Source organism: Pseudomonas sp. PIC25 (genome assembly GCF_002286785.1).
Classification (GTDB): Bacteria; Pseudomonadota; Gammaproteobacteria; order Pseudomonadales; family Pseudomonadaceae; genus Pseudomonas_M.
Genome location: NZ_MUJY01000121.1, coordinates 29,936 through 46,730, shown reverse-complemented (window position 1 = coordinate 46,730; position 16,795 = coordinate 29,936). Strand labels below are relative to the sequence as shown.

Annotated in this window: 1 protein-coding gene (only partly in view); it reads left to right on the top strand. The window is 62.6% G+C overall.

Going from position 1 to position 16,795, the window contains the following annotated elements:
* Positions 1–252: 252 nt before the first annotated feature.
* Positions 253–16,795: the 5' end (the start) of an Ig-like domain-containing protein gene (locus BZL41_RS14520; protein WP_095599951.1), read on the top strand. Its footprint extends 26,021 nt past the window's final position; 16,543 of the gene's 42,564 nt are visible here — the first part of the coding sequence; it begins with the start codon at positions 253–255; its stop codon lies off the right edge, out of view.

Here is a 16,795-nt window from a genome sequence, read left to right as displayed (position 1 = left end):
CGACGCTTGCTTGCCACGCTCTTCGCGCTGGCAGCTCCCGCACTCGCGTTCGCTGAATTCGATATCCGAGCCGCAGCGCCTCTTGGCAGCTCCGGTGATGCGGTCGACTACACCCTCGCCATAGCCGATTGCCGTAATCTCGTCGAAGTCTCCATTCCTGCTGGCAATCAGCGTTTTCTGCCTACCGATGCTCTACGTGACGGGGACTCGGCGGCCAGTTGTTCTTTCAACTTCCGCCTGGAAGGCAGTGGCATGCTGCAGCCAGCGGTTCGCCTCTCTTACGCCGATGGCACCAAGAAGGACTACAGCGAAAGTTTCGCTTCCGAACGACAGTTGCCCGATCTGCAACTGACGCAGCTGGCTATCGAGATGGAGGACGGGCAGCAATATCTGGTTGCCAGTTTCGATGCTCAGGATGACGTAGACCTGAGTTACCTGAGTATTTCCTTCACCGGTCTGCGTGCTTCGGATTTGCGTGCCGCAGGTGGTGTCGTGAGTCAGGCAGAGAGCCGGGCTTTCCTGCGTATGCCCGAGGCCATAAGGGTCTTTCCTTCCGTCGACGGGCAGAGCCGCTACAGCTTGCGCCAGCGCATCGAACCTTCTTTGTCGGCCGAAGAGGTCGCTCGTAACGCGTTGGTCATGGTCCAGGCGACAGCCGTGGACGCGTCCGGCAACCAGAGCAGCTATTCGGATATCCGCTTCACCGGAGATAGCGTCGACGAAGCGGCCCGCTCCATCAGCGTCAGCCCCGGTAGCCTGATATTCAGTGACGTGCTGCAATCGGCGCGTTTGATCCCTGAGGTGGATTTCGAATTTCGTGGGCCTACGCCTTTGGCGGGGCTGGGGCAAGGCGTCAGTTATCGTTCCTCCAGCCCCGAGAAGGTTTGGGTCAGCGCCGAGGGTGTCGTCTATCCCCTGCAGGAAACCGCCGGTGAGGCGGTTTTCGTTTATTTGAGCTATCCCGGCCTGGCGGAAATCAGCTTGCCGGTGAAAGTCGATTTCAGTCGCCGTCTGACCTCCCTGAAATTCAACGGGCAGGCATCAGGCCAGCCGTTGGTACTGAGTCGTCTGAATGAATTTCAGAAATTGCCTCCCCTGCTGGCTGTCTTCGATGACGGCAGCGAAGCTCCTCTTGCAGACAGCCTGATCGTAGACATGCAGCTCCCGGCTGGTAGCGAGGGCGTGCTGGAACGTAACGAACAGCGCGACCTTCTGGCGAGGGCGCAGATTCCCGAACAAAGCCCTCTGACCATCCATCTGAATCTGCAGCGCTATCCCGACATTGGCGTTGACTTGCAGATCGCGGCCGAGGATGCCGCACCTTCCGTCGATCTCCAGCCGCCAGCCAGTATCGCCGTTGGTTCGGTTCTCGAATTGGCGGCCAACGCCACTGACGATGTCGCGGTGAAAACCGTCGAATTCTGGCTGGATGGCAGTCTGGTCGGTCGCCGCGTAGCGCCGCCCTATGCCTTGAGCCTGCCTATCGAGCAGGAGTTGGAAGGGCGTGAGCTGCATTTGCGCGCCGTGGCGTTCGATAGCGCAGGCAACAGCCAGAGTTCACCCGAGCGAACGGTCCGGGTCGTGGCGAAGAGCAACCCCACCGTCCCGGCCTTTACGTTTGAGACGCCGGTCGATGCCCAGCGCGTCGTTGAAAACAGCCAGATTCGTGCCGTCATCGCCGCCAGCCTGGGCGTGTTGCCGGACGTGGAGTACCAGAGCGGCATCAGCCGCGTCGAGTACTTCATGGATGGCCGTAAGGTCGGCGAGACGATGTTCCCTGTTCTGGAGCAGCGGCCTTTGCCGAACGACCCGAAGCAGAAGGAGCTGTTCGAGCTTTGGTTGGTAGATCTGACTGTTCCCGATATCGCCGTGCGGGAGACCAGCCTGGCGCTGTCCGCACGTGTGTACTCCCGTAATGGGGGCGTGAAAGACGCCCCGGCTCGTCTTTTGCGTGTTCTGCAGAATCAGCGGCCGACTGCCCGCATCACGCAGCCCGCAGTAGGTAGTCTGGCTACTGTCGGTCAGACCGTGACGGTTACCGTCGAAGCCAGCGATGACACACTGGATGCCGGGACCGACCTTTTCCTGCAGGTCAATGGCGAAGAAGTCCAGTCGTATCGCCACCAAGTCAAGAACTACGATGGCAATGCCTTCGGAGTTCGCAGTGCCACCCACTCCTTCCAGCTCCCCATCAAGCCCGAATGGCTTGGCACCACGCTGGAGTTGCGGGCTCGGGTGGTGGATCAGCACGAGCAGAGCAACCTTTCCGAGAAGCTGCTGCTGCCTGTAAAGGGCGATCAGTTGCCCACGGTCTCACTCAGTCATCCGGTAGAGGGTATGCATCTGGTCTCCGGCCAGCCGGTCGAGCTCCGGGCCAATGCGACCGATGACCTGGGCATGCGCCAGGTCGATTTCTTCGTCAACGGCAAGCTGGTGGGGACGGACCTGCGGGCGCCCTTCGCCGTCGTGTACCAGACTCCGCAAGGGGTAGTGAAGGAAGCGCCACTGGCGATCCATGCCGAAGCCACTGACAGCGCCGGTCAGCTTGCCCGTAGTGCCGTGGTCAATGTCACTCTTGGCAAGGACGAGGAGCAGCCCGTCCTCAACCTGGCCTCTCCGAGCATAAACGTCAGTGACGCCGGCAAGGATCTGGCTCCGGTCGTCGAGAACAGCACCTTTGTCCTGAAACTCACCGGTTACGACAATGTTGGCGTGGAGCGCCTGGATCTCTATGGCGTCGCCAAGCGCGATGGGGTGGGGTATGTCCTGACTGGTGACCTGCAGGATCACCTGAGCAATGTGGATGGCAACCTCACGCTGCAATCGATTCCTGGGACGCTCAAGGCGTTTTCCGCGCTCAAGGTTGTTGCGGCGCCAGCGTTCAAGCACCTCGATGGCGTGCGTTATGACACCTATCCGATTCGGGCCATTGCTACCGACGGCACCGGCAATACCTCGGAACTGCAGGCACTCATTGGCATTCAGGATGATGCCAAGCCCAGGGTTCGTGCCATCAATCCCACTCAGAGCCGGGTCTACAGCCAGGACGATGTGGTCGTGGAAGTCATCGCCACCGACGACATCGCCGTCCATGCGCTGGAGGCCAGCTTGTGGCAGGAGGGAGGCGCTGCACCCTTATGGGAAAAACGCATTGATGCCCAGGCAGGTCTGACACCGGGTCCCGAGACCGTCAACCGCCTGACCATTCCCCTGAAGCCATTGGCGCTGGGCAATCAGAACCGCACCTTGAAGCTCCGTGTGGCCGCGGTGGATGACGGTGGCCAGCGCGGCGATGTCGTGAATCTGGATGTTCCAGTGATGGCCGATGTCCTGGGCCCGCGCCTGGCGGTGTTGTCGCCGATACAGGGTGCGCCGATCTATGCCGGCAACACGATCAGCATGAAAGTGCGGGGCGTGGACGATACACGGCTGGTGTCCCTGCGTGCTCTGGCGGGCGCTCGGACGCTGTATAGCGTCGATAACCTCGCGGTTGCGACTTATGAGCAGTCCTTTGCCGTCACCGTTCCCGAGCAGGGTGACGAGCTGGTGGTCGAGTTGCGTGGTGCGGACCAGTACGGCAACGAAGCCGAGCCCACCTTCTGGCGCTTCCCCATCGAGCGGGATCAGCCACCGTTGGTCAGCGTCCGGGCTCCAGCTCCGGGAGCGCGACTGTACGAGGGGGAGTCCTTCAATGCTCAGGTTCTGGCCCAGGACGATCGCAAGCTGACCCGTGTGGAGTTCTTCCTCCGCCAGGGGGGCCAGACCGCGGTCCTGCGCGCTTTTACCGGCAGCGAATTGAATCAGGACCAGGGAAGTTATCTCAGCGCTTCGTTGCGCGTGCCGAACAAGGCCGCCGCCGGGGACGATATCGGTGTGCGGGCCTTCGACAGCGCCAACCAGGTGACCGAGGCGATGTTCGAACTGGATATCGTCGACGACACAGAGGCGCCGACGCTGCAGATGAACAAGCCCATTGCGGACTTCAGTCTAGAGCCGGGGAAAAGCTTCGATCTGCAAGGCAGTGCCGGCGACAACCAGTACGTCGATGCGATCGACGCCGTGTTGATCGACCCCCAGACCCGCGAAGAATACAAACTGCCCTGGGAAATTTTCAGCCGTAAGGACCGTGTCGAGACCGTCAGGATTCCAAACCCCGGCACTCTGGGGTCGATCATTGCAGGGCAACGATTCTATGCCGATTTCGATGCCCGGTTGCGTCTGACGCCTGAACTGAGCCGTCGTTATGCGGGGCAGGTGTTGCAATTGGTCGTGCTTGCCCGTGACCGTGGCATCAACGAGACCCGTAGCAAACCGATCAATATCAAGGTCCTGGCGGATGAGACCGGACCGCGCATCACGATCCAGTCACCGTCGGAGCGGTTGTTCGAACGTCAGACCGTCGAGCTGCGGGCCAGCCTGCAAGACGAAACGGCCGTCGCATCCTATGAGGTGCGGCTGCTGGATGATCAGGGGCGCGACGAAGTGCTCGCCCAAGCGAGCGATCTCAGTGCAGCGGATGTGGCGATTCCCCAGGGAGCGGCTGTCATGCTGGACATTGCTCGCTACCGTCCGCAAGAGGAGCCGGTCGCGTTGACGTTGGTCATCAAGGCCAAGGACCTGCTCGGCAACGAAAGCCAGCAGACCCGACGCCTGCTGATCCAGCGCGACCTGCCACCGAAGTTGGCATGGCGGGACGGCCAGCCGGGCGATAGTCAGCAACGTGGCCAGCCGCTGCGCGGAACCCTGCAGATTACCGACGATTATTCCTCGGGCAATTCGCAGGATACGATCGATCATCTGTTGGTGGTCAGCTCCTTGCGCGAGTTGGGTGGTGCTGCTCGCGACATTCGGGGACTGAGTCGCCAGGAGAGCCAGCCCGCACGCAGCCGTGCCCGTATCAGCCTGGCCTATCCGGAAGCCCAGGGGTGGCAAGGGGCTCTGCTTCTCAATAGCAAGCCGTTCGTTCAGGTGCAGGGCGACCGCCTGTTGTTGGATGGTGGGGAGGAGTCGCAACAACCCAGGAATTTGCGGATTGGCGACCAGACTGGCATCTGGTCGGTGGAGACCTATTCGCGCAGCCTCTGCCAGGCCCGACCAGCTATTCGCGAAATAGAAGCACCCAATGGACTGCTGGCGCTCGATACGCTGTTCAATACCGACACCACGCGTCTGGTGCTTCGTCCTCGTAGTGGCCTTCCCGCTTTCATCCGCGGCATTCAGTTCAGTCTGCAGGAGAGCTTGGCAGCCGATCTGCCGAACGCCAACGGCGCCCGTGTGCCGGGTCGTTATGCGGTCAACCTGCTGTTGCAGGATGGCATGGGCGCGAGCGAGCAGGTCGCATTCCTGCAACTGGCCAATAGTGCCAACCTGCCAGGCGTCGACCAGCGTTATTCATTGCTCATGCCGATTCCGGCCGAGGTACAGAGCGGCAGCGTGACACTGTTCGGTCATGCTATCGATCGCCTTTCCGGCGAGCGCGGCGAACAGGTGCTCCAACCGCTGTTGCAGCAGTCCCTGAGCCTGGATGAGATCGCTCCTACCGCTAAGATCCTGTCTCCGGTAGTCGGTAGCGTGGCCATACCTCTGCAGCAGCTCGATATGAAGGTCGAGTTCAACGACGATAGCCGTGCACTGAAAAGTCTCCGCCTGCTCGAGAACCGCAGTCGGACGATCCATGACCTCGGCGTGACCTTCGGCCAGCGCAGTTGGCAGATTCCCTACCAGGTACCCAAGGCGTTCGACAGCGGCGAACTCGAGCTGACGCTGATCGCCGAAGACTGGAGCGGCCGCAGCACCCAGCACAGCATGGTGTATCCGCTACAAGCCAACGAGAAGCCCGAACTCGCCATCACCGGTTTCAATACCTACTGGGTAGATGGGGTCTACAAGAAAGCGCTGACAGAACCTGCGCGCATTAACTATGGCGAGTTCTGGGTACGTACCAACGAGAAATTCCGCCTCGATACCCGGCTGCGCGACGACGCAGGGCTGGCGGCCTATCGCGTCCAGCGTCTGAAGCGTGATGGCAGCGTTGCCGCTACGGTATACGAGCGGACCTTCCCAGCCCCCTGCCCGCAGCCTGCACCGCTGTCTGCCGAGGACAAGACTGAAATCCTCTTCGACCAGACCGAGCCGACCGAATACCGGGTGGAGCTGGTCGATACCTATGGCCATGTCGCGCAGCGTACCCTGCTGATCCATCCGCTGGTCAACGTGGTGCCGGAAGTTCGTATTACCGCTCCGGCCGAGGAGCAGGACATCGCGGCAGGCACCTTCCGCATCCGGGTTGGCCTGGTAGCGGCGGACGACCGGTTCCTTTCCTCTGATCGGTTGAAAGTATTCGCCAATGGTGTGCCGTTGCCGTTGCTGTCTTCCGCGAGCAATACGGCTGCGGGAGGCGATAAAGTCGTCGAAGCTGCCTTCCTCAGCATTCACGACAGTTTCGCGGCCAACTACGACGCCGACATTGCCGCCGATTTCGGTCGTATGGAAAGTCCCTATGCGCTTCAGCGAACCTTCGTGCTGGAGGTGCCGCAGGGCCTGATCCGTTACAACGAGAAGCTCAAGCTGACCGCGCAGATCACCGACTCCGATGGGGCGGTGGGCCTGTTCCATCGGGAATTCAATGTCGCTGCGGACACCATCGCGCCCAAGGCCGCGATCACCAGACCGGGCGTCGGCTTCGGTGCCATCGAGGACAGCGACTTCACCGTCGGCGTGCAGGCTCTGGATAACGTCAAGGTCAACCGCATCACCGTGTCGCGCGCTTACAGCGTGCTGGTGAAGGGGGAAGCACAGGCACGCATCCAGGACTTCGTCCAGGTGCGCAACATCGAAGGTATTCCGGCGGATGATTACAAGCCGGTTTCCACGGTCGACATCGATACTCCGGAATACACCCAGGTGCTCCATGTGGATCGCCTGCAGCAGATTCTCGACAGTTTTGGCGTCACCCACGATCAGGTGAGTGCCGTCGAGGTCTGGGTCAAGGTGGATGCCTACGACGTCGCCAACAGCTACTCCACCCGCGTCAGCTATCCGGTCCGTGTCGATGAGCGCCCCGTGCTCGATGTGGTGGAACCGCTGGCCGGCGCCAAGGTGGTCGAAGGCAACCCGTTGTATGTCAACGTCAAGGCTTTCGACGATGTCGGCATCGAGTATGTTCATTTGCGGGCCACGTACGGTAATGGCCAGCAGCCCTACGAGATGCGGCTGCGCACCGCGCCATACAACTTCTCCGTTCCGATGCCGGCCTTCGACCCCGCCAATCCGGCGACCAACCGCGTTCACTTGAGCATCGAGGCGGTGGACACCTACGGCGTTGCTCATAACGATCTGGACAAACACCGTGCGGAAGAAGGGCTGGATGTGGAAATCGTCCAGGACCAGGCGCCGAGTGTTGTCATCGGCACACCGAAGGACGGCAGCCAGGTCATCGAAGGCCAGATGATGCTGGTGCAGGTCAACGCGGTGGACGATGTCGGCGTCGACCGCGTAGTGCTCAACGTGGCAGGTCTCAAGGGCGGGGATCGCAGTTTCACCGATCTGGTCTTCCCCTATGAATTCCTCGTCGAGATTCCCTATGGCCAGGCCGGCACCGATCTCTTGCTGACCGCCAGCACGCTGGAGCGCCGTGCCAATGGGCAGGCGCGTAGCGTTAGCACCCCGCGTCCGGTGCGAGTACATACCTTCAAGGACGAGCAACCGCCGCAACTGGTGGTCAAGCTCCCGGTCAGCCCCGGTGCCAGCGCGTCGGAGAAGCGCGCCTTGCCCTATCAGCTCGAAGTCGAGGACAACGTGCGGGTTGGCTCGGTGGGGCTGGGGCTTTACGTGGATCGCGATGGCGATGGCCAATTCCAGGACAGCGAGCGTGTCGCCGACCGGTTGATGATCGCGGCCCCGTTCTTCGGCAGCCTGCCGCTGGGCAGCATCGCCGAGTATCTGGGACGGACCGATGCGTTGCCCGAAGCCTTGTCCATGCAGTTGCGTATTACCGCAAGGGACGGTGCGGGCAACGAAACCGTACAGAACATTCCGGTGACATTGCGCAAGAACCAGCTTCCGGAAGTGAACGCCATCAAGCTGCTGGATGCCCGTGGTTTCGCCATGGGTGATGTCAGCTCGTTGACCGAGGGCCGCGGCATCGTCATCCACATCCAGGCCAGCGACCCGGAAGTGGGCGTGGACAGTGCTTCGCTCTTCTATTCCATCGGTGCAGCGGATGCCACCCCGGTCTACCAGCCGTTGGGCGAGGATTCCGCCGCACCGTACCAGTTCCACTTCAAGGTACCGACCGGGCGGGTGGGCCAAGTGTTGCGCCTGCGGGCCAAGGCCCGCGACCTGGATGGCTACGAGTCGCCCATGGTGGACCTGCCGGGTGCGCTGAAGATCGAGGCGGACCAGGCGCCCCAGGCTCGTATCGTCAAGCCGGACAACGACAACAGCGTGGTGATCGATGGCGAGGATGTGGAAGTCTTCGTCGAGGCCTTCGACGACCTGGGGCCCGAAGGGATCGATCATGTCACCTTCTACGTGAACGGCATTCCTGCCTACACCACGGAGCAGAGCTACGGTCAGCAAACCGGCAGCCACGCCCAGGACCATGTATACCGGGCGCAACTTGCCGCGCCGTCCGGCGTCCAGGGCTTTACCGTCCAGGCCATTGCTTATGACGTACTCGGACAGGCCGGCGAGTCCCAAGTAATCCGCATCGGTCGGCTGGAAGACACCGTGGTGCCGCGCCTGAGCGTACTGGCCCCGATCGACCGCGACGTGTTGACCATGGGCGAGAGCCTGCGGGCGGTGACCTCCATCGAGGACATGGGCGGTGCGATCCAGCATGTCTACATGACCTGGCAACGCGAATACCAGGACGCCAGCGGTGCCTGGGTGGTAGCCGGAGACGACGCCTACAAGCTGGAGCTGTTCCGTAATGACGAACGTGCCGCCGGCGATAGCACCCCGGTAAGCCAGCCGGACAAGCACTACTTCGTCTATTGGGCCGACTTCAGCGACGGCAAGGTATTGCGCCGGACCGGTCTGCGCAACGAGCGTGTGCATGTGCTGACCGAGGTCATCACGCCGAACCACACCGTCAAGAAAGACACCTACCACGAGATAGGCTGGCCGCTCAGCGAGCGGCGCTACATCCTCCCGACTCCCGGCGCCCAGGCGTCCGCCAAGCAGGTTCATTACACCGCCGTCGATCAATATCGCGGCCTTGCGCGCAGCGGTGCCATGCTGGCCGCCTGGTCCAGTGTCGATCCGTTGCGGATCGAGCAGAGGCTCGACCTGCTGACCAAGGGGCAATTGGCTACGACATTGCCTCCGGCCCGTACCGGCATCTTTATTCTCGATGCCGATAATGAGGCGCAGAGCAACCAGAGCGGCGATTTCTTCAATTATTCACCACTGCTCAATGGCGCCGCCGAAATGTTCAGCGGCAGCATCGGGGAGCTGATGACCGACGAAAACATCGTCCTGGCCAGTAAGTCCGGAGTCGCGGGCGGGGCTTGCGAGACCGGTTCGGTGACCTGCCAGTTCATCAGTCAGATGACGGCGGAGATCCGCAAGGACTGGGTCGGCGGCGATCGCCCGAGCGAAGGCACGGGAGCTCTCTATCTGGACAATGACGCCGGCGAACTGCTGCTGTTCGGCCAGAAGAATGGCGATGGCCAATTCGGCCTGCCGTATCTGCTGATGGGCCGCGTGGACATGCCGTACCCGGATGTCTACGGCCTGACCCGCAGCGGCAACTTGGCGCTGGTGGCCAACGGCAACGGCGGCGTGCAAGTCATCGACATCAGCAACATGAGCGCGCCTTATCACGTGGGCTATATCAAGCCCAACGGCTTCAGCCGCGATGTGAAAGTCGTAGGGCATTACGCCTACATCGCCGCCTCCGAAGAAGGGGTGGTGGTCGCCGACCTCAGTACGCCCGCCATGCCCATCGTGGCGCGCGTCGATACCCTGGGGATCGCCAACCGCCTGCATCTAGTCGGCAACCAGCTATACGTCACCGACATGGCGGGCGCTGGCGATAGTGCGCGCCTGTCGCGAATCGATATCAGCGAGCCGGACCAGCCCCGCGTGGCCCAGGTGGTGGAGATCGAGCCGAACCGTCCGGACCTGGCGCCTGACGGTCTGTACGACGTCCATGTTTCCGGCAACCTGGCTTACGTCACCCAGCTTCTGTCCGATCAGGAAGACAAACCGAGCCAGAGCCTGGTGCAGATCATCGATCTGGCTCGTGTCGGCGAGAGTGGGCTGGATGCCACCGTGCCGGTGATGGTGAAGCGCAAAGCGACTGTCGACGATTTCGCCGTGCGTGGCGTGACGCTGGCCCGTGGCGCTATCCAGGTCGCTGCAGGCAAGGGGGGCATCGGCCGTATCGACCTGCCGTCCCTGACCATCCTGCAGCATGCTCCCCAGTTAGGTGAGAACGACGTCAGTACCCAGTTGCCGGCGATTCTCATCGAGCTTTCCGCCGTCCTGCCGGAGCACACGGTCCTGAGCGATTACGTCCAGGTGCTCGAGGGCGATGCCCAGATCGGTCGCGACGTCACTGCGCAATTCGTCCTTGCCTTCGCTGCCCGTGGTGCCGACACCACCAAACGGCGCATCCAGTTGACCCGCAAGGAAGGACAGAGCCTCCTGCCGCGTCAGCGCTACTACGTTCGCATCAAGCAGGGCCTGACTCCGGTTACCGGGCAGCCGCTGCAGGCCGATTACGTATTCAATTTCAACACGGCCTCCGCCGATGCTCGCTATCCGGACATTCTCAGCATCTGTACGCGGGAAAGTGCCGAGCGCGGTGCCTGTGTGAATGCCGGCGACGTTCGCGGCGGTACCGAGCTGATCGTGCGTGGCGTCGATTTTGGTGACACACCGCGTTTGCTGGTAGGTGGCGAGCCGCTGGTGATCGAGAAGCGGGAGCTGGATGCACAGACCGGCATCATCGCCCTCTATGCCAAAACAGTGCCCAATTATCCGGGTCCGGCCACTGTCACCGTGACCAACGATGGCGGATTGAGCGACACCGTGCTGGGCGGCTTCGTCTTCGTCGACGAGCTATCCATTTCCCACCTGACGCCGGCCGTGGTGCGTGTTGCCCAGACCGGTCGGAACGATCTCGTCGCCGTGGTCGGCAAGGGCTTCCATGCCGGCATGAAGTTGACTGCCTATAAGAGCGGCGAGCCGGGCTCGGCACAGACTTTCGAAGTAGGATCGCCCGAACTGCGCCTGTACAGCGCCGAGCGGATGAACTGGCTGGTACCGGAGCTGCGTGACGACGATGGCGCCGGATACCGCGGCTTCATCGATGTGGAGCTCGAGGATGAGCTGGGACGCCGTTATGTGCAGCGCAATGCGTTGTTCTATGGACGCCTCCAGTTGGATCGCGGCCTGGAAAGCGAACCGGCGATGTCGCGCGACATCATCGATCAGCGCCTGCGCAAGCTGGAGAATGGCCAGCTCACCGATTATGTCCCCGACCCATTGAAGCTGCCGCCGGGCAACATCGTCGACCTCGCAGTGGATAGCGACCTGCGCATGGTTTATGTGCTGGGTCGCGGCGAGCTGGGAGACGGCGTGCCACGTCCGGACAAACTGGCCTCGCTCGACGAGCTGAAGAATTACTATGCGCCGGGCTGGCTGAGCCTGGTCAAGTATGACCCGGCCCGGATCGACCAGGCGGCGCCCCGTCACGGCCTGGGTTACTACAACCTGCCCCAGGATCTGCAGCCCAGTGCCATGGCGCTGGCTGAGCATCATGTCTATGTCGCTGCGCGGGGTTACAGCTTCCCGTTCATCGACACCGAATACGAAGGCCGTAGCGTACTGCTCGTCTATGATCGCGAGATTCGCGATCCGGACGATCTCGGCGAACAACCGCCGGGTAAGGATCGCGGTATCCGCTACAGCCTGCCGCTGCCCTTCAACGAGGTGGCGGAAAAGGTCGTGGTTCATCAAGGCCTGGCCATTGTCGCCACGCGCAAGGAGGGCGTTGCGGTCGTGAGTCTTGCCGATCCGCTGCGGCCCAGCGTTGTCCGGCGTATCACCCAGGCGACCCTCGATGGACGCAGCCAGACGTTGAGCTCGATCAGTGATATCGCAGTGATCGGCGACACCCTCCACATCGTGAACGCCAACCGTCGTGTGGTGTTCGACCTGAGCAAGCCATCCCTGCCGCAACTGAGCGATTCCGACAGCGCCGGACTTACCGCATTGGCGGCAGACGGTAGCCGCTTCGCGACCGGTAACGACTTGAAGCTGTATGACGCCAGCCGGCCGGCTTACATCCGGCAAATTGCCCGTTACCAGTCGGGAGGCTTCAGCGTTCCGGGGCAGAGCATGGGCATCCAGGCCTTCGCCACCACCGGGGTGAACCTGACCCGTGCCCCTGCGGCTTCCGAGGAGAAATGCGAAGAGTCTCCGAGCGAATACCTGGGCTTCTACGATTTCAGTCGTCCGGACAACATCAACCTGTTGGATGCACTGGTACTGCCATACCGATGCATGGGCACACCCAACGGTTTGTTGACCAAGAGCAACGCGCGTTATCCGCTGCTGGTCACCGAGCAGGGTATCGGTGTGTTCGCCATGATGGACAAAGCCAAGAAGTCCCATCTGGGGTTGGTCGACCTGCTCACCCTGGAGCTGGTCTCCAGCGTGCCGCGCGACCAGGCCGATGGCGTGCCGCTGGATAGTGCGCTGGAACTGTATTTCACCCGTTCGCTGAACCGCTTGTCCGACGACGACCTGCGCGACTACCTCGTCCTGCAACGCGAGGCGCAATCGGGACAGCCGCCGGAAACTATTCCGTTCGCTCTGGAGCGTAGCGACGACCAACGCGTCCTGCGCATGCTTCCTGAGCAGCAACTGGCTGCCTCGTCGAGCTACCGCATCATCCTCAAGGGCGACCTGGCCAGCCGTCGTACCCGTGGGCTGATGGAACATACGGTACGCTTCCGTACCGGCCTGGCTACGGGCCCGCGCATCGAAATCCTCGGCACTTCGCCATCGACCCTGGACGTATCCGGGGGCCCGCTGACCGTGGTGCTCTCCGGTGTCACCGGCCAGCCGCAGTTCAGCGTTTCCGGCCAGGTGGCTCAGGCCGCACTGGCTGAGACGAGGGCTGACGGCACTGCCCTGTATACCGTCCAGGCGCCGGCCAGTACGCCGGGTGCGGCCAGTCTGCAAGTGGTTTCCGGCAATGGCAGCAAGGCCTCGAAAGTAGGGGCAGTGCAGTACGTGGAGCCGCTGCTGCTGCGCTCCCTGGCGCCGGCGCAAGGTTCCTTCAACGGCGGAACCCGCGTCCTGATCAAAGGCCAAGGTTTCCGTGCCGATCCCGGGGCGATGACCATCCTGTTCGGCGACACCGAGGCGACCCAGTACAAGGTGCTGGATGCCGAGACCCTGGAAGTGATCACCCCTGCATCGTCCCTGGGAACGGTGGACGTCCAAGTCAAGTTGAACGGCAATGCCCAGCAGGGCACCTTGCTCAAGGCCTTCACCTATCAACAGCCGCCGCAATCGTTGATCCGCGACACCGGCCGCGTGTATGACCTCGCGCTGGACCCGTCCGGCAGCTACCTGTTCTCGGCGCAGGGAACCGCCGGCGTGCTGGTCTACGCGGTAAATGCCGGCGACCAGGTAGCCAATCCCGACGATCTGCTGCGTTTGATCGACCGCGACAAGAACAAGCGCGACGACCGTATCCTGTCCCAGGTGACCTTGCCTGGTGGCTTCATCGCCGTGGGTGTGGAGCCCTTCTTCGAGCGTGGCAGCGATCGTGCCTACATTACCGGCGTGCGTCTCGATGGCAGCGGTAACGCCCTGGAATCGCGGCTGTTCACCGTCGGTTTCGACTCGCTGAACCCGGCCAACAGCACGCTGCTCAATTCTCTGGAGCTACCGGGCAAATCCGCCCGTGGCCTACGAGTGCGTAACGCTCGCGTCCTGCTGGCAGCCGGCGAGGCAGGTGTCGGTGTCGTCGATTCGTTCCTGACGAACAAGACTTATCTGGTGGAAAGCCTGGCCAGCGAGCCGAACGTGCCACTGCTGGATGTCGCGACCCAGGATGCGCCGGCCGGAGAGGCGGGCTTGCTGGTAGGCGTCGGCGGTGCCTTCAACTTTGCCACTAACCGCCTGACGACCACCGAGGCCAATGGCAGCGGTGGCTTCCAGGTCTATCGCCAGGACAAGACCAAGGGGCTGCAACGCGTCGCCCATCTGGACCTTCCGGGCACCCGTGTTTCCCTGCAAGGGCGCTACGCTTACGTGGCGGCGGGCGCCAGCGGTGTCGCCGTGGTGGACCTGCAGGATCCGGCCAAGCCGCAGGTGGTCGCGCGGGTCAACGATATCGGCTATGTCTACGATCTCGATTTCAATGGCAACACCCTGTATGTCGCCCGTGGCAACAAGGGTGTGCTGACCATCGATGTCACCGACCCGTTGCGCCCGCAGCCGGGCCGCAGCATGGATGCACCTGCTGGCGGCACCATCGAAAGCGTAGTGGCGGACGCCTACTCGGCCCTCGGTGGTGGCGTCGATGCGACTGGCAGCGTGGTCCAGGTGGTGCCTGACGTGGTCTTGCGCCTGCATCGTGTGGACCCGGTGAACGGTATCCTCGATCGTCAGCCGGACGGCAGCCTGCTGGTCATCGCCCGCTTCAGCAAGGCCATCGACCTGTACCCGGCCAACCTGGCGCGCTTCGCATTGCTCGGCCCACAGGGCGAGACGCTGAGTTCCACGGTGCAGATCATCAACAACGATGCGCGGCTGGTGCTGAACGATACGAGCGCCGGACAACTGGCGGTCGGTTCCCGGCTGACGCTGCTGGTGAAGGCTGGCCTGGCCTCGGTGAAACCGATGAGCGGGCGCGATCCGCTGGTGCTGCATACGCTTGCCCAGGACCAGCGTGTCTCGCTGGTCTACCGTGGCAGCCGCGAGGATGCGCTGTCGCTCGAAGCAGTGGTGCCGCGCCGTGTGGCAAGGGACAAGGCCAGCCTGATCACCGTCAGCGCCCGCGGCTTGCCGGCGAGCATGGCCGACGTCCGTCTGTATGTCGGCGACCAACTCCTGCAGATCGAAGAGGTGGTGCGTGAAAGCGACACCGCCCCCGCTGTACTGAAGGCCAGCGTGCTGCCGCTGCCACGGGCGGGACAGTACAACCTGACCCTGGCCGTAGTGCGCGACGGCGTGACCCAGCAGGACGTACTGGAAGGCGCGCTGCTCGTGGATGCGCCCATTCGCCTGGATGCCCTGACACCGTTGTGGGGGCCGGTTGGCGGCGATACCACCGTTACCCTCACCGGCGAGGGCTTCGAGCCGGGCAACAGTGTCATGGATGGTCTCAAGGTGCGCTTCGGCGGCCTGCCGGTCGGTCGTATCGACGTGCTGTCCAGCACCCGCATGCGCGTGACCACGCCGCGCGGCATGCCGGGCAAGGTCGATGTGCTGGGCGAGGACCGTTACGGTAACCAGAGCCGCCTGACCGGTGACGACAGCTTCGGTTATGGCCTGCGCAAGTTGGCCGAGTTGCATCCGTCGCTGATTTTCCCGAGCGATATCTTCATCGATCGCGAGACCGGCGTGGCCCTGACCAACGGCGGCTTCATGGTGGAAGGCTATGGCAAGCAGGTGCTGCAGGCCGGTGGCTGGATGCCGGAAAACTACCGTGCGGCTGCGTTCTCCGTGCAGAACCCGACCCGTCCGGAGCTGGTGGGTGGCTCGCCCGCCTTGCCGAGCGATGCCCAGCGCCTGAATCTGAAGAACCAGGCACTCAAGATCCAGAAGCGTCTGGAAGGCAGCTTCCTCGGTAGCGGCACCCTCGAGCCGACCGCGGAGGAGCAGGAAATTCTCGATCGTGCGGCGGCACAGGACTTCCGCATCGCCCTGGATTCGCTGCAGATCGCACCTACCTTGGAGTGGGAAGAAAACACTCTGCGTAAGCGCCTCTACGTGGCCAGCGGCCTGGGCGGTGTGGCCCGTCTGAACCTGGACGAACAGAACGGCCTGCAGGTAATCCATGAGGAAGAACTGAGTACGCCGATCAGTCGCCTGATCAAACAAGGCTATGGCCTGATCGCCGCCGGGGCTTCGGTCGAGGCCGAGCCGCCGGACAGCCAGGAATGCGCTTTCAAGACGGGTGGCTCGAACGGCACGGGTCTGATGGCTCTCAATTATCAGGATGGCGAAGACCCGGTTCGCGTCGATGCGCCCGCTGCGCTCTCCGGTGCCGGCGTGCTGCGCCTGGAGGATGGCTGGCTGATCGGCGGGGGCAACATCCGCAGTGCTGCATGGCGCAATTGCCCGGGGTGGAGCGAGTCGCTGGTCAAGGCTAACGATGGCGAAGCCGGCAAGCTGCAGATGCTCAACCTGTTCGACCCGGCTCAGCTTCGCAGCTATGAATTCGAGGCTAACCCGCAGGACGTGGCGATCTACGGTCGTTACATGATCGTTGCGCTGGGCAGCCGAGGCTTGGAGATCTTCGACCGCGACCAGCCGCAGCAGCGCCTGCGCGTCGATCTCGGCAAGCAGTTGCAGGCTTCCGCCGGCCGTGGGGTACGTCTGCGCATGGCTGGCAGCCTGCTGTTCGTCTCGGCCGAGAGTGGGGTCGTGGTGCTCGACATGCGCAACCCGATGCAGCCGCATGTGGTCTCGGCGGGTAACCAGGAACGTATCGAAGCGCTGGACCTGTTCAACAACCGCCTGGTGGCCGGCTCGGGGACGCAGGGCCTGACGGTTCTGGAACTGCCGGGGGCGCTGGTTCTGGATGCGTCGGTGAAGCAGG